This window comes from Methylocystis suflitae (genome assembly GCF_024448135.1).
Lineage (GTDB): Bacteria > Pseudomonadota > Alphaproteobacteria > Rhizobiales > Beijerinckiaceae > Methylocystis > Methylocystis suflitae.
In genome coordinates, this window is record NZ_JAMRYX010000172.1 from 43903 (window position 1) to 63465 (window position 19563).

General features: G+C 62.9%; 19 protein-coding genes, 1 tRNA gene and 1 riboswitch. Of the genes, 9 read left to right on the top strand and 11 right to left on the bottom strand.

Features of this window, described 5'->3' with window-relative positions:
• Positions 1 to 41: 41 nt before the first annotated feature.
• Positions 42 to 446, top strand: coding sequence for a flagellar export protein FliJ (locus NEI07_RS13125; RefSeq protein WP_256035105.1), 405 nt, complete (start codon positions 42 to 44; stop codon positions 444 to 446).
• Here the strand turns inward: NEI07_RS13125 and NEI07_RS13130 are convergent.
• The 4 genes from NEI07_RS13130 to NEI07_RS13145 are packed head-to-tail and all read right to left on the bottom strand — an operon-like array spanning position 443 to position 3881.
• Positions 443 to 1021 (bottom strand): hypothetical protein, encoded by a 579-nt coding sequence (locus tag NEI07_RS13130; protein ID WP_256035107.1) that lies wholly within the window; start codon positions 1019 to 1021, stop codon positions 443 to 445. The genes NEI07_RS13125 and NEI07_RS13130 overlap by 4 nt on opposite strands.
• Positions 1012 to 1851, bottom strand: coding sequence for a DUF692 domain-containing protein (locus NEI07_RS13135; RefSeq protein WP_256035109.1), 840 nt, complete (start codon positions 1849 to 1851; stop codon positions 1012 to 1014). The genes NEI07_RS13130 and NEI07_RS13135 overlap by 10 nt, the downstream gene beginning before the upstream one ends.
• A complete protein-coding gene (locus NEI07_RS13140; protein ID WP_256035110.1) occupies positions 1835 to 2758 on the bottom strand; it encodes a TIGR04222 domain-containing membrane protein in 924 nt (307 codons plus the stop codon). Before NEI07_RS13140 ends, NEI07_RS13135 begins: the two co-directional genes overlap by 17 nt.
• A 10-nt stretch (positions 2759 to 2768) precedes the next feature.
• Positions 2769 to 3881, bottom strand: a complete 1113-nt coding sequence (locus NEI07_RS13145) for a COX15/CtaA family protein (RefSeq protein WP_256035111.1) — start codon at positions 3879 to 3881, stop codon at positions 2769 to 2771.
• A gap of 157 nt (positions 3882 to 4038) precedes the next feature.
• Between NEI07_RS13145 and NEI07_RS13150 the strand changes: the two genes are divergently transcribed.
• The gene (locus NEI07_RS13150) at positions 4039 to 4614 is read left to right on the top strand and encodes a MerR family transcriptional regulator (RefSeq protein ID WP_256035112.1); all 576 of its coding nucleotides are present in this window, start codon (positions 4039 to 4041) and stop codon (positions 4612 to 4614) included.
• A 49-nt stretch (positions 4615 to 4663) separates the two neighbouring features.
• Positions 4664 to 4741: transfer RNA gene (locus NEI07_RS13155), tRNA-Pro, on the top strand.
• Between the two features lie 10 nt (positions 4742 to 4751).
• On the opposite strand, the gene NEI07_RS13160 is transcribed toward NEI07_RS13155, so the two are convergent.
• Entirely contained in the window at positions 4752 to 7172 is a 2421-nt protein-coding gene (locus NEI07_RS13160) for a TonB-dependent receptor (RefSeq protein WP_256035113.1), read from the bottom strand.
• A 114-nt stretch (positions 7173 to 7286) separates the two neighbouring features.
• Positions 7287 to 7484, bottom strand: a riboswitch (cobalamin riboswitch).
• Positions 7485 to 8103: 619 nt separating this feature from the next.
• Here NEI07_RS13160 and NEI07_RS13165 point away from each other — a divergent pair.
• From NEI07_RS13165 to NEI07_RS13185, 5 genes are all read left to right on the top strand, one after another.
• Complete coding sequence (locus NEI07_RS13165; RefSeq protein WP_256035114.1) at positions 8104 to 9627, top strand: FAD-dependent oxidoreductase; 1524 nt, start codon at positions 8104 to 8106, stop codon at positions 9625 to 9627.
• A gap of 6 nt (positions 9628 to 9633) precedes the next feature.
• Positions 9634 to 10224: a diguanylate cyclase gene (locus NEI07_RS13170; RefSeq protein ID WP_328516983.1), complete on the top strand. Its 591-nt coding sequence runs from the start codon at positions 9634 to 9636 to the stop codon at positions 10222 to 10224.
• 15 nt (positions 10225 to 10239) lie between these two features.
• Positions 10240 to 11532 (top strand): SDR family oxidoreductase, encoded by a 1293-nt coding sequence (locus NEI07_RS13175; protein ID WP_256035116.1) that lies wholly within the window; start codon positions 10240 to 10242, stop codon positions 11530 to 11532.
• Positions 11529 to 11999, top strand: coding sequence for a DUF2269 family protein (locus NEI07_RS13180; RefSeq protein ID WP_256035118.1), 471 nt, complete (start codon positions 11529 to 11531; stop codon positions 11997 to 11999). Before NEI07_RS13175 ends, NEI07_RS13180 begins: the two co-directional genes overlap by 4 nt.
• Before the next feature lie 322 nt (positions 12000 to 12321).
• A complete protein-coding gene (locus NEI07_RS13185) occupies positions 12322 to 13497 on the top strand; it encodes an amidase (protein WP_256035121.1) in 1176 nt (391 codons plus the stop codon).
• Positions 13498 to 13646: 149 nt separating this feature from the next.
• Here the strand turns inward: NEI07_RS13185 and NEI07_RS13190 are convergent, their stop codons facing one another.
• From NEI07_RS13190 to NEI07_RS13210, 5 genes are all read right to left on the bottom strand, one after another.
• Positions 13647 to 14096: an arsenate-mycothiol transferase ArsC gene (locus tag NEI07_RS13190; protein ID WP_256035122.1), complete on the bottom strand. Its 450-nt coding sequence runs from the start codon at positions 14094 to 14096 to the stop codon at positions 13647 to 13649.
• A 6-nt stretch (positions 14097 to 14102) separates the two neighbouring features.
• Entirely contained in the window at positions 14103 to 15530 is a 1428-nt protein-coding gene (locus NEI07_RS13195) for a GNAT family N-acetyltransferase (protein WP_256035123.1), read from the bottom strand.
• A gap of 83 nt (positions 15531 to 15613) precedes the next feature.
• Positions 15614 to 16093 carry a UPF0262 family protein gene (locus NEI07_RS13200; RefSeq protein ID WP_256035131.1) on the bottom strand — a complete coding sequence of 160 codons (480 nt, stop codon included), beginning with the start codon at positions 16091 to 16093 and terminating at the stop codon, positions 15614 to 15616.
• Between the two features lie 2 nt (positions 16094 to 16095).
• A complete protein-coding gene (gene hisD, locus NEI07_RS13205; RefSeq protein WP_256035133.1) occupies positions 16096 to 17397 on the bottom strand; it encodes a histidinol dehydrogenase in 1302 nt (433 codons plus the stop codon).
• A gap of 28 nt (positions 17398 to 17425) precedes the next feature.
• Complete coding sequence (locus tag NEI07_RS13210) at positions 17426 to 17914, bottom strand: DUF2948 family protein (protein ID WP_256035134.1); 489 nt, start codon at positions 17912 to 17914, stop codon at positions 17426 to 17428.
• Between the two features lie 358 nt (positions 17915 to 18272).
• Here NEI07_RS13210 and dusA point away from each other — a divergent pair, with 358 nt between their 5' ends.
• Positions 18273 to 19310, top strand: coding sequence for a tRNA dihydrouridine(20/20a) synthase DusA (gene dusA, locus NEI07_RS13215; RefSeq protein WP_256035135.1), 1038 nt, complete (start codon positions 18273 to 18275; stop codon positions 19308 to 19310).
• A 3-nt stretch (positions 19311 to 19313) separates the two neighbouring features.
• Here the strand turns inward: dusA and NEI07_RS13220 are convergent.
• The coding region (locus NEI07_RS13220) for an adenosylcobinamide-GDP ribazoletransferase (protein WP_256035136.1) at positions 19314 to 19563 on the bottom strand (250 nt) is incomplete at its 5' end.

A 19563-nucleotide genomic window follows, 5' to 3' on the forward strand; every position in this document is an offset into this window, starting at 1 on the left:
AAGAATTTGTTTCGCATAAGTTGCGTAATGGAGCTTGTCGCATGAAGTCGCGGGATACGCTTGTCCGTCTCAAACGGTTCCAGGCCGAGGAAAAACGTCGGCGCGTCATCCAATTGAACGCAATGATCGGCGAATTCACGCGCATGGCGAATGAGCTCGACCGTGAAATTGGTCAGGAAGAGCGGCGCGCCAACATCGACGATCCCAATCATTTCGCTTATCCGACCTATGCACGGGCGGCGCGCACGCGACGCGACAATATCGTTGCGTCGATAACTGAACTGCGCGGGCAACTCGAAGAGGCCGAAGCGCAGTTCAAGGAGGCGAGCGAAGACTTCGCCAAGGCGCAAAATCAGGAAGCGCGGGATCGCGGCGCCGAGCGCATGGTTGATGTCGTCGCCGAGCGGCGCCACGTCGAAATGCCGGAAGTCTTGCGCAGGGCTTAAGGGCGAAATAGCCGCCAGCGCAGCCGGCCTCGTGGCAGGCGCGCCCAAACGCCAAATGTTTTTCGGCGCACCGCGCTAATCTCTTCGCCCCTGGCGAGAGCCTGGGCGATCGATGCAACATTGAAATCAAACGCTCGGAAGAAAAGAATCGCGCCGGAACGCCCGGCATCGATAAAGGCCAATTCGAAACGCGCGAGGTCGGCGACCCAGGGCGGCTCCGATCCGCACTTTGCGACACGCCTATCGAGAAACGCCGTCAGCGCCGCAGCGTCCGAGCAATTTGTTGCATCTCGCGCAGCGCCGCGGATCGCCTGGCGGAAAAGCGCATCGAATCGATCGCCCAACGCGCGCGCCGTGAGCGGCAGCGCTCTACGCGCATAAAGCGCGCGTTTGCCGATGAGGCTCTGCGCAAAGGCTTCGATTTCGCGCCTGTCTATTCCGGCGAGGCGCTGCGTGTCATGCATGCTCAGCCCAAAGCGCGACGCGACGGCGATCGGCGCTTCAAAGAACTCCCGCCGCAGATCATCGTCGGTGAACAGCCGCGCGAGCAGCGCCTGCGTCTGCGCTAACGCCATCGCCCGTTCTCCACGAGCGTTCGTCTCGCGCGCGCCACTTCATCGATGAGTTCGCCGAACGGCGGGATCTTTTCGTCGCGCTCGAGAATGACGGCCTTGACCGGCGCACGGGCGACAACGCGATCATAGAGCCGCCAAACCGCATCGCTCGTCGCAGCGTCATGGCTGTCGATCAGCAGGCCGTCGCGCTGGCGTCCGCCGGCGTAGTGGATTTGCACGAGCCTGTCCCATGGCCAGCGCTCGAAGTCGCGTTCGAGATCGACGCCGAAATTCGTCGCATTCACATGCATGTTGGCGACGTCGCACAGCCAACCGCATCCCGTCGCTTCGAGCGTGCGCCACAAAAATTCAGCTTCGTCCATTTCGCCGCCTGGAATGCGCACCACGCAAGTGATGTTTTCCAAGATCAACGGCGTCTTGATGCGCCTGCGCACAACTTCGACATTGCGCGCGACGACGTCGACGGCTTCCTGCGTATAGGGCAGCGACGCCAGATGGCCGATGCTGATTCCGCCCGCGCGCGTGAAGCAAAGATGTTCGCTCCACCAGGGCGGATCGATGCGTTCGATCAGCGCGGCGATTTTATCAAGATAGCAAGAGTCGACGCCGTCGGCGCTTCCGATGGAGAGATCGAGACCATGCGCGACGAGCGGAAAATGCGCCCTTAAAAGCTCGAGTTCAGCGAGCTTTTCTTTTGATGCGCCCAGATAATGATCGGCGATGATCTCGATGAAATCGACATCATCCCGATGGGCGAAGAGATCGGCGCGACATTGCGGGCGATAGCCGAGTCCGGACCCGAGTGCCGGCGCGTCAATCGCGAGCGCCACAATCGCTCGCTCCGCCGTCGCCGCAACTGCCGCCGCAGCTTGTTCCGCAATCGGAGCCATCGCTTCCCGAGCCGCGACTGAAGGCTTCGGCGAACATCGCCTCCGTCGTGCCCTTGAGCGGCGCGAATCCATAAAGGCCGATGAGAAACAGAGCGGCGCCGTGGAACGCGCGCGCTTCGGGTCCGGGCGATCCGATGTGACCGACCGCCTCCTTCAGACGGCCGCCATAGGCAAGCCGCATCGCGTCGAGATAGGCGTGGCCGCGACGGCTGGCATGGGTTCTCGTTAGCACATAGGCGAGCGCGAAAAGCGACGCGACCGACGCAACCGCGAGAAACACCAGATAGGCGACATTCACGGCGCCAGTTGTCCATTCCACATAGATTTTCGCAAGCGCCAGGCCGACGATGATCAGCGTTCCGCCGATCTGCACGCGCCGACGCCAGATCTTCACGGACTTGGGCTTGATCAGATCCTCCGCGGCGAGCTTGGCGCGCAGCGGCGCGAGCTGCTCCAGCAGCCAGCGCCGCAAGTTCCGATCTTCGAACAGCGCATGCGCCTTCGGCTTCGCCTGCACGGCTTCGAGCAGACGCGTCTCCAGGGCGTTGAGTTCGCCCGGCTCCGGCTGCTTCTCTGTGGGAATGACGTGATCCTCCGCGGCGAGGACGACGAAGCCGCGCTGCGCAAGGTCATAGATCAGCGTTCGGATGACCTGATTGACCCCGCCTTGCAGGAAGGCGACTTCCATCGCATCCGGGTTCTGCGGCACGGGCGGCGGCGGGCGGCGATCGGTGCGATCCGCCAAGCGAATGCAGACATAGGCAGCCGCCAGCACGAGAATGACGACGAGTCCGAAGACATTGAGAAATTCAGGCCCGGGAAGATTGAGGATCGCAATATTCTGCACGCCAGCAGCCTCAGTTCGAGATCACGTCTTGCACAAGACGTCGCGCCTGTAGCGTCGCGACCGCCAACACCGCCATGCCGATCGCCTGATGCGCGAGCGCCAGCGCGAGATGCGGGCCGCCGGCGAAGGGCGGCTCGACGAGCACCAACGTCGCAACGCCAAGCGCGATCTGCATGAGCACATGGCCGAACAAAATCGCTGCGCCGCGGCGCGCGCGTCCTTCCGCGTTCATCCACGCGTCCAGAAGATGCCCGAGCGCCAGAGCGAAGATCAGATAGGCGACCATGCGATGGAAGAATTGGACGGTGACCGGATTGTCGACGAGATTGGTCCAGAAAGGCTCCAGTCGCCACAAAACGTCGGCCGGAGGAATGAAGGCGCCGTCCATCAGCGGCCAAGTGTTGTTGACGAGGCCCGCCCGCAATCCAGCGACGAGGCCGCCGACAAAAATCTGCAGAAACACAAAAGCGAGGATCGTCAGCGCGACCGCTTTCAGCCGGCCTGCCCCCTCGTGCACGAGAGAGACGGCGCGCGGCCCGAGGCCGCCGGCCACCCATAAACATGCGGAGAAGATCAGCGCGGCGAGCAGCAAATGGATCGCGAGGCGCTCCTGCGCCACCTCGATGCGGTTGACGAGGCCGGATGCAACCATCCACCAGCCGACGCCGCCCTGGAGCGCCCCGAGCGCGAGAATGCCGACAAGCTTCGGCTTCGCCGAACGCGGCAGGCGGCCGGTCGCCCAAAACCATATGAGCGGGACGGCGAAAACGACGCCGATCACCCGTCCGAGAAGACGATGCGCCCATTCCCAGGCGTAAATGTATTTGAACCCGGCGACGTCCATGTCCGGGAATAATTCCCTATATTGCGGAATCTGCTTGTATTCCTCGAACGCCTCCTGCCACTCCTGCTGCGACAGCGGCGGCATCACGCCGGTGACGGGCTTCCATTGCACGATGGAGAGGCCCGATTCGGTCAACCGGGTCGCGCCGCCAACGATGACCATCAGAAAGACCAGCCCCGCGACGAGCCACAGCCAGTTGCGCACCGCCAGGGCGTTCGCCTCAGTCGCATGGTGCCTGATCGCCGGGACCGGTTGGGGGAAGTGCAGCCAATCTTCCATGAGACGCCGAGGTTTGGAGGCGGATGTCGGCGCCAGTTAAGGGATGCGGCCCTCGCTTGTCCACACCCCGGGGCCGTCTCCGGCACGTCGGGCCAATTTGGCTGAAAACTGCGCCGCTGCGGGTGTTAGAATAGCGCGGCTTGAGTCGAGGGATCAGGTGTCGGGCAAGAGCGATGAAGCGATGCGCACGATCGGCGAGGTCGCGGCGAGCCTCGACCTTCCCGCGCATGTGCTGCGCTTCTGGGAAACCCGTTTCAAGCAGATCAATCCTCTTAAGCGCGCAGGCGGGCGGCGCTTCTACCGGGAGCGCGACATCGAGCTCGTGATCGCGATACGCCGCCTGCTCTACGACGAAGGCTATACGATCAAGGGCGTGCAGCGCATCCTCAAGGAAGACGGGGTGGAGGCGGTCCTTGCCGGCGCGGGGCGCCGCCAAGGGGACCTGCCCGCGAGCGCCTCCCCGTTCCGTCCGGGCGGGCCAGCGCGAGATGAAGACGAGACGGACGCCGCCCTCTCGGCCGATGGCCTCGCCGCTCTGCGCGCGCAAAATCCAAATCTTGCGGGAATCGAGGCCCAGGACGCGGCTCCGATCGTCGAAGTTGACGAGCCGTTTGCGCCGCCTTCGGCCCACAGCGAACCGCGCTCTCTTGCCGCGCCGCAAACGCGCATCCTGCGCGAGGTTCTGGCCGAGATCGAGGAATGCAAACGCCTGCTCAGACTGACCAAGCGATAGCGGTCCAGGCGTTGCCAGCGCCGCGCCGCCTCACTATAAGGGCGCCAGTCGGAGTGTAGCGCAGCCCGGTTAGCGCACTTGTCTGGGGGACAAGGGGTCGTGGGTTCGAATCCCGCCACTCCGACCATTCGGGCGGATCAGTTCGGCAGCGGCGAGAAAAGCGCCGCGCGATCAAACGCGCCGACGAGCGAAGCGTCGAAATTGAGCGGCCCGGCAAATGTCACGCGCACGGCCGCAGGCTCGAGCGGCTTGAGATGGCGGTCCATGACGCCGACGCCGCAAACCTGGGCGGGCGCGACGCCAGCGACGCATTGCGCGTAAAGAGGGTCGCTCGGCAAGAGCGAGCCATAGGCGAACGTGATTTGGTCGGAGCGCGAGTTGAAAATGTTGAAGGCGTCGACCTGCAGCCGCCAGCCGTCGCTCCATCGATAGCCCAGTCGCGCGTTCAACGTGCCGGTGGCTGGGGAATTGAAATAGCCATCCTCGGTGAGCGCCCTGGCGCCGAAGTAGCGATATTTCAGTGCGCCAAACCATCCGGTCGCCTCGCCGAGCTCCAATCCGCCCATCGCCGTCACCGCTATGGCGTTCGGTAAATAGTTGCCGGGCGCATTGCCGAGGAATGTCCCATAAGGCGCCGCGTCAGGCGTGATTAAATCGAGCCACGCCAAGGTCTGCGCAACGTCGACGCCGCGGTAGCGCGCCTGCACAAGCGCCACGTCGCCGTCAAATCTGATCCAGGAATTCGGGGCGTATTTGTTGGCGAATTCGAGGCCATATCTGCGACTGGGGCGACCGAAGATCGTCGTGCCGCTATCGCCGACAAACTGGTTCTCCGATTCGAGATTGAGCCAGAACAGGCTGATGCTGGAATCGAGCCCTTCGATGAATTTGGCGCGGGCGCCAATCTCGGCGCCGCGTGATTTCACCAGCAGCGGAATTGAAGCCGCCTGAACGAAGCCGTCATTGTCCGCAAGTTCGGATGTGGAGAATCGCAGCACCGCACCGCGTGCGTCGGTCGAGTGGAAGCCTTCGCCGTAATTGGCGTAGAATTCGGTTTTGTAGAAGGGGCCGACGATGATCGAGACCTTGGGGCTGAACAGCGCGGCGTTCTTGACGCCCTGATTGAACGGACCCGCGAGAAGGAACGCCGGCAGCCCGGCGCTCGTCACGAGTTTCGGCGCATCCAATAGCGTCTGACGGGAGCTGACGGCGGCGTTGTAATAGTCGAAGCGCGCGCCGGCGACGGTCTTCAGCCAGGGCGTCCAGCGCACAGCCGTGTCGGTCCAGAGGCCTATGCTCCCTTCGCCGACAGCATTGTTGCTGAGCGTGTCATACAGCTGCCGACGGACGCTCTCCTGCAATCCAAGACGAATGTCGTCGTAGCGGCCCTGGAAGCCGATGCGCGTCTCAACTGGCGCGCCATTAACGTCGGCCCATTTGATCGCATGCTGAGCGTTGACGCCGACGATCGTGCGATAGTCGAACTGTCGAATCTGATCGCCCAAATTCTGATGCGCGAGGAAATAGGTGTAATTGCTGTAGAGGTCCAATGTCGAGCGCACGACATAGCCCTCGACGCGCGTGGCGTGATTGCCTTCAGTCTGACTCCAGCGCGACGAGAGCGAGAAGCGCGAGGTCGCGCCGCCATCGCTTGGGTCCATCGTGCCCCACAGCGACAACAGCCCGGAGTTGACGGCGCGAAGCGGAATTTGATCCGTTGAGTACCATTTGTTGGCGTAGCCCATGAAGGTGACAGAGGCGCCGTCTTCCTGCGTGCCGCGCGACCAGCGCAACACGCTATTGATGCGGCGCATATTGTCGCCGCGCTCCCAGGGTCCGTTGTAATATTGCGCCTCGGCCGCGCCATAGGCGGAGCCGCCAGCGAAATCTCGGTAAGGAGCGACGGCGAGAGCCCTGGCGTAGCCGAAGCTGCCCCCGGTGACCTGAAAGAAGCCTTTGTCGATCGTGTCTTTGTACTGCATGTAAATCGAGCCGGCCGACGAAAAGTCGCCGTCTTGGGCGTCATAAGGACCCTTGTGGGCCAGCACGTAAGACAGAAGTTCGGGAATCAGGAAATTACTGTCCGCATAGCCCTGGGCATGGCCATGGGTGCGCAAATTCAGCGGCATGCCGTCGAGATAGAGCGCCAGATCGGTGCCGTGGTCGAGATTGAAGCCGCGCAGAAAATACTGGTTCGCCTTGCCTTCGCCGCTGTGCTGCGTGACGACCAGTCCCGGCACGATCTCCAGCGCATCGCCGGGGCGCGCGAAGGGAAGCGCGTTGACCTCCTTGCCCGTGAAGAACTTCTCGCTTGAAGCTGTGAGTGGCGGCGGTTTGGGTCCGGGCTCGCCGACTGCGGCGACAACCGGCGAAACGCGCGGCGCTTGCGGCGACGCATGGACGGGTCGTCCTGGCGCGGACACATGGGAACGCGCCGCGGGGGCGGCACGATGCGCGCCGACTTGTATTGTGGGGAGCGCGGTCTGAGCCAGCGCAGCTAACGGAGAAAGCGCCGCGAGTATCGAAGCAAGGCGGACCAGGGCTAAATGAACTGCCATTGCAAAGCTCGCAGCAACGTTCGACCGTCACTGCGACGGGCCACGCCCATCTAAGCGCGCAAAGCGCCAAGATAGGCTTCACCCGCATCGGTGCACCCCGCCCGACGCTTTCGCGCGTGACCACGAATGACGGCAGGTCTCCTGGCTCGCGGGTCCTCGCTCAAAGGCCGCCTTCCCGGAACATTTGCTCCAGTGGCTAATCGGCCTTTGACTCGCCGCTCACAGTTGCGGGGGCAGCAGCGGAATTGCGCGACGATGCGCTCACCGCATTCTCTATTGATCCCGTTGGGAACCGTCGCAAGCAGTAGGGTTTGAGTTTGCTTTTTAAGTCAAGTCGATTGAATAAGACTTAATTACCTATCGGCTTTTTTCTCAACGGTGATGCAGAAACATCACGGTTCGTCTTGAGGGCTCAGCGCGCTGAATCATCCTTCCCGACCATGAAGAACGGACGCGAGAACCCGCCTCGCCGTTCCCATAGGAGACGGTCGCAGGACAGGGTCTCGTCCCACGCCGCCGCAGACCGGTCCAGAAACGCCCTTCAACCCGATCGAAATGCGCCGCACCGCCCCATTGCTTGGGGCCGTGGACGGCGCCATTCGAAAATAAGGAGCGCATTTTGCATTGTCGCTTCACGCGGCCGCTCTAACTAACTTGCCGCTTTTGTAATCTGTGCGTGAGGCGTCAATGTCGCCGCGGCATAGTCGAGTAGCTGAGACGTTACTGATCGTCTTTATGTTGGCGACGGTCAACGCCACCTTATTCGGCGTGATTTATCGGATGGTGCGTTAGAGGGAAGGCTGCGCGTCTTCTTGGCTGTTAAGTCGGATGCCCTTTCCCGGCGACCAAGGGCGGGAGGGAACACTGAGCCTGCGCGTTCGTTTTAGTCTGCAGCCGCCGTTCACACCAATTGCAGAGCGTCGAATATCCGATGAATGTCGCTTTCGAAAGAAGTCGGTCCTATTGGACGGACCAGCCGGTCGTCGAGAACGCCGGCGCTCTTCTCAATGACGAACGCGCCGACGTTGTCGTTATTGGCTCCGGCATCGCGGGGATGTCCGTCGCGTATGAACTCGCCAGCGCAGGCAAAAAGGTTGTTATTCTCGATCGCGGACCGATCGGCAAGGGAATGACGGCGCGCACTACTGCGCATCTCGCTTCGGGAAGCGACGACGGATTTGACGAGCTTATCCGGTTGCGCGGCGAAGACATCGCAAGCGCCTGGCGCGAAAGCCAGCAAGCCGCCATTGATCGCATCGAGAGCCTGCAACAAACACTAAGTATCGACTGCGACTTTCGGCGGGTCGACGGCTATCTCTTTGCGGCGAAGGAAGAAGACGCAGCATCGCTCGAGCGCGAATTCAACGCGGCGAAAAAGGCAGGACTGCCGGTCATCAAGCAGACGGGCGCGCCTTTTGTCGGTCATGAAAACGCGCCGGCGCTTCGCTATCCCAACCAAGCGCGCGTGCATCCGCTCAAATATTTGCATGGTCTTGCGCGGGCAATCGCCAAGGCTGGCGGCCATTTCTACGCAAACACGGCGGTAGTTGCCGTCGAGGACGAAGATGGCGGGGTTCGCGTGGCGACCTCTGACGGCCGGGCTGTGATCGCCAATTACGCCGTCGTCGCCACGAACGCGCCGATCAGCGATCGCTTCGCCATTCATACGAAGCAGGCGCCTTACCGCACCTACGCCATGGCGTTCGAATTGCCCTCGGGCGCGCTTCCCGACGCTCTCTATTGGGACACGCTCGATCCTTATCATTATGTGCGACTGCAGCCCGGCGAAGACGGCCTCGACATATTGATCGTGGGGGGCGAGGATCATCGCTCGGGCGAAGCGAATGACGCAGATCGCCGCTTTGTGGCGCTTGAGGATTGGATGCGCCGGCTGTTGCCGCCACTGGGCAAAGAGCTGCGCCGCTGGTCCGGCCAGGTGCTCGAACCTGTCGACGGCGTCGCCTTCATTGGCCGCGATCCCGGAAGCGAACGCCTTTTCGTCGCGACGGGCGATTCAGGGCAAGGCATTACCCATGGCGCGCTCGCCGGATTGATCATCAAGGACCTGATCCTGACTGGCGCAAATCGCTGGACCGAGACCTATGACCCGGCGCGCAAGCCAATCAGCGCGATCGGCGAATATTTGAGCGAGAATCTCGCTACGCCCAAAAACTTCGCCGAATATGTCACGCCCGGCGAGATCGATTCATGGGATCAGTTGAAGCCCGGCGAAGGCGCGATCGTTCGCAGCGGCTTGAGCAAGGTCGCCGCCTTCCGCAATGAAGACGGGAAACTCTTCCTGCGTTCAGCTGTCTGCTCTCATCTTGGCTGTCTCGTGCATTGGAACGCCTTCGAGCGATGCTGGGACTGCCCCTGTCATGGATCTCAATTCGCGCCGGACGGCGAAGCGCTCAATGGCCCCGCTTTCGCGCCGCTGCAGGAATACAAGCCTTGAGAGCGGATGAGGATGGATCAGGATCCGACATTACTCTTGCTGATGTATTTTGTCGTCCCTGTCTGGCTGATGGCGGGTTTCGCCGATTGGCTGTGTCACCGCGCCACCAACATCGAAACAACCGCCGGCGCAAAGGAATCGGCCATTCATCTGCTGCTCTTTGCTGAAGCCGGCGGCCCTTTTCTCGCGGTCCTCTTGCTGGAAGTCAACGCGCTCGTGATCGCCTTTATGATCGTGATGTTTTTCGTTCACGAGGCGACGACGCTTTGGGATTTGAGCTATGCGGTTACGTTGCGTAAAATCACCCCCATTGAGCAGCACGTTCACAGCTATCTCGAACTGATGCCGCTGACGGCCGTGCTGATGATCTCGGCCAGGCGCTGGCCGCAGTTCCTGGCCCTTTTTGGACTCGGAGATGAAGCGCCGCGCTTTGATATCGCGTTTAAAGCCAATCCACTGCCGTTGGCCTATATCATAGGCGCTGTTGTCGCAGCGCTGCTGTTCGCGGTTTTGCCGTATATGGAAGAACTCTTGCGCGGCTTGCGCGCAAATCACGGCCGCTTCGTTCCGCTCGCCGCAAGATCGTCCACGCAATAGTCGAGGCCAGCCCCCATGAAGATTCTTCTCCTTGGCGCGACGGGCCTCATCGGGTCGAGCATCCTGGCCAAGCTCCTCTCAGCCGGACATTCGGTGGTCGCCGTTTCGCGACGCGCCAATGTCCGACGGCAATTTTCTCAGGCGCAATGGGTGTCGCTCGATTTGAGAGCTGTAGACTCGCCACAACAATGGCTTTCGCATCTTGAAGGCGTCGATGCGGTCATCAATTGCGCCGGCGTTCTAGGCGGAAGCGGGTCCGATTCCACGGACGCGGCGCATCACAAAGGCCCGGCGACGCTGTTCGCCGCCTGCGAACAGGCTGGCGTCAAGCGCGTCGTTCACTTCTCCGCCGTCGGGGTCGACCGGCAGACGCCGAGCGAATTCTCCAGGAGCAAGGCGGAGGGCGACGCCGCCCTAAAAGCAACGGCTCTCGATTGGGTCATCCTTCGTCCCTCGGTCGTCGTCGGGCGCCGCGCTTACGGCGGAAGCGCGTTGTTTCGCGGGCTGGCGGCGTTGCCGATGCTTCCACGCTTCGAGGATGCGGGAGAACTGCAGATCGTCCAACTCGATGACGTCGTGGCGACCGCGGTTTTTTTCCTGGAGCCGCGCGCCCCCGCCCGTGTGGAGCTGGAGATCGTCGGACCGCGACGCCTGACCTTCAACGAGGTCGTCGCGATCTATCGCAAATGGCTCGGATGGCGCCCCGCCCAGCTCGTCGACTTCCCCGACTGGCTGATCGACGGAATGTATCGCCTCGGAGATTTCCTCGCCTGGCTGGGCTGGCGCACGCCGATCCGCAGCATCGCAAAACAGGAAATGGTCCGCGGCGCCATCGGCGATCCCGCGCCATGGACGAACATGACGGGCATCACGCCGCAAGCTCTTGAAGCGGCGCTTATGGCCGAGCCCGCCGACGTGCGCGAAAAGTGGTTTGCGCGCGTCTATGCGCTCAAGCCGCTCATTTTCGCCGTTACGGCGCTGTTCTGGATTTCGACCGCGCTGGTTTCTTTCGGGCCGGGATGGGACATCGGGCTCGGGCTTTTGTACGAGGGCGGACTTTCGGGCCCAATCGTGCCGCTGGCCGTGATAGCGGGCGCCACATCCGATCTTATCATCGGCGTCGCCATCGCTTTCCGCCGCACATCGAAGATTGCGCTCGTCGCCGCGCTCGTCCTATCCTTCGTTTACCTCATCCTCGGAACCATCCTCGTGCCGCGACTCTGGCGGGACCCGCTGGGGCCCATGTTGAAAATCTGGTCGGTGATGGTGCTGAACGTCGTTTCTCTGGCGATCGTCGACGACCGGTGATTTATCTCCTCCTTAAATACATTCACATCATCGGCGCGGCAGTTTTGCTTGGCACTGGCGCCGGAATCGCATTTTTTATGCTGATGGCGCATTTCTCCCGCTCGGCGCCGGTCATTGCCGGGGTCGCGCGTATTGTTGTAATCGCGGACTTCGTCTTTACCGCTTCCGCCGTGGTGGTGCAGCCCGTCACCGGCGTCGCGCTCACCTGGCTGGCCGGCTATTCGCTTACCGAAGGCTGGATCGCGCTTTCAATCGCGCTGTATCTTTTGACCGGCGCCTTCTGGCTGCCAGTCGTGTGGATGCAGATGCGCATCCGCGATATCGCGCAAGCCGCGGTAGCGGCGAACCAGCCGCTTCCGCAGATCTACCATCGATTTTTCTGGTGGTGGTTCGCTTTCGGCTTTCCGGCGTTCGGCGCCGTTATGACGATCATATGGCTGATGATCGCCAAGCCGTCGATATTCTGACGCCGCACGACCGTCCCCAAGCGCTCGCCGGTTCGCCTATCGCGTGTACCAGACGTAGATGATGGAAAAGGCCAAAGCCAGCGCAAAGCCAATCATGACGTTGCGTATAAAGCCCCCGCCGAACTCATCCATGTTGCGTCTCCAATGGTCGCGCGCCGCAGCGACAATCTGGCGTAAGCCTGCGAATGGCGCAACAGCCGTCTCCCCGCGGCGTCTGCATTTTGTCTCGCCACATTCTTCAGTATAGTCGCGCTCCTATGGCGCTATTTTCATGCTCGCCGCGCCCGCCTACGCTAGACCCGCTGGAAGGAAGGATGCCGCGATGAAGGACGATCTCGGCGCGCTGTCCGTCGTTCTCAACCGGAGCACGGAAACGCCGGGACGCCTGTCCGGCGCGAGCTTCGTCGTCAAGGAGAACATCGACGTCGCGGGAAATGTCTCGACCAACGGCCATCCGAAATGGGCGGCGACCCACGCCCCTGCCGAGCGCGATGCGCCTGTCGTCGATCGATTGCTCGATGCCGGCGCGCGGCTCGTCGGCAAGACGCAAATGGACGAGATGGCCTATAGCCTGCTCGGCGCCAACCCGCATTACGGCACGCCGATCAATCCGGCCGCGCGAAATCGCCACCCCGGCGGCTCGTCTTCAGGCTCGGCGGTCGCTGTCGCCGCCGGCCTCGTCAATTTCGCCATCGGCACCGACACCGCCGGCTCCTGCCGCGCGCCGGCGGCGTTCTGCGGGGTTTTTGGCTTCCGCGCGTCGCATGGCGCGGTTGCGATGGATGGAATCATTCCGCTTGCGCCGTCCTTCGACGCCATCGGCTGGTTCGCCCGCGACATCAGCGTCATGGCCTCTGTCGGCGAGGCTTTGTTGCCGCTAAAGGCGGAGAACGCCGAGTTCAAAGAAGCCGTGCTGCTCACCGACGCCTTCTCGGGAGTCGGAATGGATTTCGCGTCGGCGGCGGCGGATCCCGTCGACGCGCTGAAGGCGTTCGGCCCTTGGCGCGAAGCGACCCTCGGCGACGACTTCTTTAAGACCGCGCTCGGCCATTTCCGAAACATGCAGGCCTTCGAGGCCTGGGCGTCGGATGGCGCCTGGATCACGGCGAACAGCCCCGCCTTCGGCAAGGGCGTCGAAGAGCGTTTCGCCTATGCGGCGAAGGTCACGGCCGACCAAAAGAAAGCCGCCGAAAGCTTCCGCGAGGAGGCGCTCAAGAAAATCGACGCGCTCCTCGGTTCGCAAGGCTTCCTCGTATCGCCGACGACGCCGTTTCGCGCGCCGCTCCTAACCGAGAGCGAAGAGACGCTCGACGCCAAGCGCTATCAGATGATGCGCCTGTTTCTCATCGCGAGCTTCTTTGGCCTTCCGCAAATCAGCATTCCCCTTCCAACCAGCGATGCGCCGGTTGCACTCTCTTTCATCGGCCGACGCGGTTCGGACCACGCGCTGATCGCCCTTGCGCAGCGCTTCTGCGCGCAGATGAGGAAGTCTCTTTAAGTTTTTTCTATATGCAACTGGTTGTCATTCTCGGCAGGCCAAAGGCCTGACCGGGAATTCAGAGCAAATCCTCTCTGCGTCGCAACGCTGGATTCTCGATCGCGCTTCGCGCGTCGGGAATGACATGGCGGAAGCCACCAGACACGTAATCACTCGCTCAGCGGCGGTCCGTGTCCGAGCAGATCCTTGATCCGCCCCGTCAGCCGCTCGCGCACGTCGCGATAGGCGTCGAGAATGGCCTCGCGCGAGCCCTGCGCGGCGGTCGCGTCGGGCGTCGGCCAGTAGACGACGTCGACGGCCATCGTGCGCGTAAACTCCAGCGCCTTGTGATGCGCCTCGGGCGACAGCGTCACGATCAGATCGAAATTCGAATCTTCGAGATCCTCGAACGTGTGCGGCTTATGAGCTGAAATGTCGACGCCGATCTCATCCATCGCCGCTATGGCGAAAGGGTCAGGAGCCCCGCGCTTCAGACCAGCGGAAGCGAAATAGGTTTCGCGGCCGAAATAATACCGTGCGATCGCCTCCGCCATCGGCGATCGCACAGTGTTCAGCGTGCAGGCGAAGAGAATGGATTGGGGGCGCGCCACGTTGCTCACGCGACCTCATCGCTGGCTCTGCGTCGACTGCCGGTCTCGTTCAATGAACGCCGCAAGCTCCTTCGTCTGCTCCGTGAACAGTTGCAGTTCATTGATGTCGAGCGGCTCGCTTACATGCTGCATCAGCAGCAGATCTCGGCCTTCGGAGAAGGCCGGCGCCAGCCCGCAATAGAAAAATCCCTGGTGGCGCGCGCTCTCAACCAGGAGCGGCAGGCCCGGGTCGTCGACATGCGCGGAAAGCTGCACGGCGCGCGCGCCGAGGCCGCTGACGTCGCTCATCGCCTGGCTCAATTCGATATTGGCGTTCGATCCGATCATCTCGAAGCGAATCCTGCCATAGCCCCAGGGGTTGACCATGACGCTCGTCATTGACCGAGTCTCTGTTGGCGTTCCGCTCTCGCGTAGAGAAACGCCGACGCCGAGACGGGCGTATGTCGTCGTCATGACGTCGCGATACGCCGGAGGCGCGACGATCTCGCATGCCCGCGCGCTCGCCAGGAAGCGGAACGTCAGCAGAAAACTCTGGCGCTGTCCGGCCGTGGGCACAGGCAAGTCTTTGGAATGCAGCGACTCGGGCGCCGCGCCGAGCAGGATCGCGCATGTCGGCATGCCGGCCCGCTCGTCGTTGCGCTGTGAAAATGTATGAGTCGTAACCGGCTCGGCGTAGATCCCGACGAGCCCGAGTTTCGTGGCTTCGTCAGTTAGCCGCTCGGTCATCCGCTCGAGGAGATGACGTCCCCGGTAAGACGGAAGCACGACAGCTTCGCCGCGTTCGGCGATCGCCGCGCCGGGCTCGCGCTCGAGCGCGACATGCCCGACGACCTCGCCGCGCGCATCGCGGGTCACGACCGGAATGAGCTCTCCGCTTTGGACCTTCCGCCAATAGCGATGCGGGGAGAAGACTTCCGGGTGAACGTAATTGTGTCCGTAAACCGCCAGGAAACAACGCGCGATCGCCGCCGAGTCGCTCTGCTGAGGCACGTCGATCCGCACCGTTTCCGTCGCCTCTGCGGCTTCGGCGATTGGCTCTTCGTTATGTTCCGCCGCTTCGCGGGACGGGTCGAAACCGCGATGGATCGTGATCTCCCATCCGTCGACGCCGCGTTCCCGGTAGGATAGTCCCGCATCTCGCCGAACCTGCGCGCTGAGCGAACCAACGACGGCGGAAAACCGGGAATGGCCGTTGAGCAGAATCCGCGCGCGCGCCTCGCCTTTGGAAGAGGACAGAAGAACCGCCGCGCGCTCGGCGTTCGTGCGCGACCCGCAAAGGATCTGCCATATTTGCGCGACGTCGGCGGCGATCAGGCTCGCGGTCATTGGCGGAACCCCTTCGACCAGCGACGCTTCGCGAACGAAAGCGCGGAGCAGCTCGCCCCCTTCCGCTTCCATCGACAGCCTCAGCTCGGCGAAATGATCCGAATTACTTTTGCCCATGCCGATTATTCCATGACGACAATGTGACAGCGCCGAGCGCTGCGCCGCGGAGCGCTCTCATCATTGGCGACCGAGCGCGGCGCTCAGCCCTTCCAGTGCAGCGCCGTGATCAGCGTGAAGATGCGACGCGCCGTATCCTGATCCGTGTCGATCTTGCCTTTCAAGCGTTCGAGGAGAAGCTGCGCGCCTTCGTTATGGAGGCCGCGGCGCCCCATGTCGATCGCCTCGATCCTGCTTGGGGTCGCATGCCGGATCGCCGCGTAATAGCTTTCGCAGATCATGAAATAATCTTTGAGAATGCGTCTGAACGGCGTCAGCGAGAGAATGTGCGTGACGAGGCAGACGCCCTCCGCGTCGCAAATCTTAAAAACGAGTTTCGCGTCGACGAGCGAGATCAGCAGCGCATAGGGTCCACCGTCATGGCCAATCAGCGCGAAACTGTTTTCCTCGATAAGATCGTAGATCGCGATGGCGCGCTCATGCTCCTGATCCGCCGAGCCGCGACCGATCGAGTTTTCGTCGAGCGTGACGGAGATCAGCCGCTTCGACTCGTTTGAGTCCACCCTCACGCCTCGAGCTGATTGAGGCGGATCGACACCGAACGTGCATGGGCCTGCAAGCCTTCGGCCTCGCCAAGCGTCACCGCGGCGGCGCCGATAGCGCGCAGCGAGTCCGCGTCGCATTTCAGGATCGACGTGCGCTTGACGAAGTCGAGCACGCTCAGACCCGACGAGAAGCGCGCCGAGCGCGCCGTCGGCAGCACATGGTTCGAGCCGCCGACATAATCGCCGACGGCTTCCGGCGTATAGGCGCCGATGAAGATGGCGCCGGCGTTGGATACGCGCGCGGCGAGATCCTCGGCGTCTTCGCTGATAATCTCGAGATGTTCGGCGGCGATGCGGTCGGCGAGCGGAAGCGCGTCCGACAGCGTCTTCACGACGATCGTCGCGCCATAATCGCGCCAGGAGGCGCCGGCGATTTCCTTGCGCGAAAGCGTCGAGAGATGCCGTTCAACGGCGGCGACGACCGCGTCGGCCAGCGCCGCGTCGTCGGTGATGAGAATCGACTGCGCGGATTCGTCATGCTCGGCCTGTGCAAGCAAATCGGCCGCGATCCAGTCGGGATTGGCGGTCGCGTCGGCGAGGATCAGCACTTCAGAAGGGCCGGCGATCATGTCGATGCCGACCTGGCCGAACACGCGGCGTTTCGCCGCCGCCACCCAGGCGTTGCCCGGCCCGACGATCTTGACGACGGGCGCAATCGTCTTCGTGCCATAGGCCAGCGCCGCCACGGCCTGCGCGCCGCCGACGCGATAGATCTCGTCGATGCCGGAACGCTTGGCGGCGGCGAGCACCAGCGGCTCGACATGGCCGCCAGGCGTCGGGACGACCATGACGATGCGCTTCACGCCGGCGACCTTCGCCGGCACGACATTCATCAGCACGGAAGACGGATAGGCGGCGGTGCCGCCCGGCACGTAGAGGCCCACCGAGTCGAGCGGGCTCCAACGCCAGCCGAGTTCGACGCCGGCGGCGTCCCGAAAGCGTAAATTCTGCGGCTTCTGCCGCTCGTGGAAGGCGGTGATGCGCTCGAGCGCCAGATCGAGCGCCGCGAGCTGCTCGGCGGAACATTTGGCTTCCGCCGCCGCGACCTCCTCGCGGGAGACGGCGATGCCGGTCGCCTCAAGGTCGATGCGGTCGAAGCGCTTGGAATAGTCGACAAGCGCCGCGTCGCCTCGGGCGACGACGTCCTCGATGATGCCGCGGACCGTATCGTCGACATCCTGCGACGCCTCACGCTTCATGGCGAGCAGCGACGCAAAACGCTGTTCGAAATCGGGCGCCGCGGCGTCCAAACGCAGGGTCATGATCCTCTCCAGCCGGGAAGTCCGGCTGTCATGGCCCTCGGGGAGCGTGCTCGTCAAGTTCGCCGCTGAAATCATGGTTCGGCCGGGCGGCGACCTTCCAGCGCGGACCTACGTCGCAAAGTTGCGCCTCGACGCATTCGACGTCGAGCGCGATCGACGCGCCCCCGGCGAAAAAGAGCCGGATGACTCCCGACGGCGGCTCGGGGTCGGGCTCGAAGGTGACCGCCAGAAGTTCGAGGATAGCGTCGGGGTGGTCGCGGCAGACACGCTGGCAACGCACCCGCTGCACGCCCTCGAAATGGAGGCCGCAGCGGCAGCGCTCCAGCCGGCCTTCAAGTTCAGCGGCCCAGTCGAAACGCGACCCAACCAGGGCGAACCGGCGCTTGTCGGCCAGAAAGGCGATGTCGCCCACGCGCACCAAGGCGTCCTGCAGATGCGCCGAGAGGAGCGAAAGATCTTCGCTGTCGAGCGCGTGCAGCCGCAAGGCGGGCTCACAAGGCCGATTGGGTGGTTCCATGTCCTCTCCTCCTTCGCCCGATATGGCGAAGGAGGAGAAGGCCCGCAACCCTATGGGCGACGCCAAGCTAAGTTAATAGGATTTTCGCGTGTCCGCGCTCGCCCGTTCTTTCGCCCGATCCGACCAAATTGAACGAGGCGCTCGCGATCCAGCTCACCGAGCTAATAACGCCCAGGGCGTCGGCGACAAAGCTCAGGCTGGCGGCTTCTGATCGACCAATCCGCCATCTCGCGATCAATCCTGCGCTCAATATCCAGCGCCCTCATTCCTGCGCGTCGCGGCGGCGGAGAAAGAGTAGTCGAAAAGTAGCGAAAACTGTCGTATCGAGGCGTAGAACGGAATGCACACGACGCAAACTATGCCGTTGATTACAAATCAAGATATTAGATTCTCCGTGGCGCCGATGATGGATTGGACGGATCGGCACTGCCGATACTTCCATCGTCTCTTGTCGCGCCGCGCGCGCCTGTACACCGAAATGCTCACGACGGGCGCGGTGATCCATGGCGATCGGGCGCGGCTGATGGCGTTCGATCCGTTTGAGCAGCCCGTCGCCATGCAGCTCGGCGGCGCCGAGCCGGCTGCGCTGGCGAAGTCGGCGGTTATCGTCGAGAAATTCGGCTACGCGGAGGTCAATCTCAACGTCGGTTGCCCATCGGATCGCGTGCAGAACGGCGCGTTCGGCGCCTGTCTCATGCGCGAGCCTGCGCTCGTCGGCGACTGCGTCAAGGCGATGAAGGACGCCGTCGCAATTCCTGTTACGGTGAAATGCCGCATCGGCGTCGACGATCAGGAAGAACATGCGCTGTTCGCGCTTGCGGAAGCCTGCGTCGAAAGCGGCGCCGACGCTCTGTTCGTGCATGCGCGAAAGGCCTGGCTTAAGGGCCTCTCGCCGAAGGAAAACAGAGACGTTCCGCCGCTCGACTATCCGCTGGTGCACCGTCTCAAACACGCCCTGCCCGACGTTCCCATCGCCATCAATGGCGGCCTGACGCGGATGGCTGAGATGCAGGAGCAGCTGCAATTCGTCGATGGCGTGATGATCGGACGCGCGGCCTATCACGATCCCACGTTGCTGCTTGAAGTCGATCCGTGCTTGTTCGGAGAGCCCGCGCCGGCGGCAGACCTCTTCGAGGCCGTCGACGCCTTTCTTCCCTATGTCGAGCGACAGTTGGCGAGCGGCGAACGCCTTGCCGCCATAACGCGCCATCTTCTGGGACTTTTCGCTGGGATGCCAGGCGCTCGGTCGTTCCGCCGACGGCTGGCGCTCGAGGCCGTCAAGCCTGGCGCCGGAATCGAAACGCTGCTCGAGGCCGTCGACGAAGTGCGCGCCGCTCGGACGCGCTTTGCCGGAGCGGCGAATTTGGAAGGCGCCGAACCTGCCGAAACCGCCTGACTCTCACGCGGCGGACAGCGCCGCCAGAATGGCGATCTCGGCGAGCTGCTGCGCGGCGCCGAGCACGTCGCCCGTGTAGCCGCCGATCTGCTTTTTGGCGAGATTGGCGATGAGAGCGGCGACGGCGAAGGCGGCGACGACCGCAACCGCGATCTGGCTGGCGCCGGCGCCGGCAAGCCAGGGCGCCAGGCCAATGCCGGCGGCGGCGAACCAGGCGCGAGCCCAGACCTCGCGCGAGGGCGCAGCGACGGTC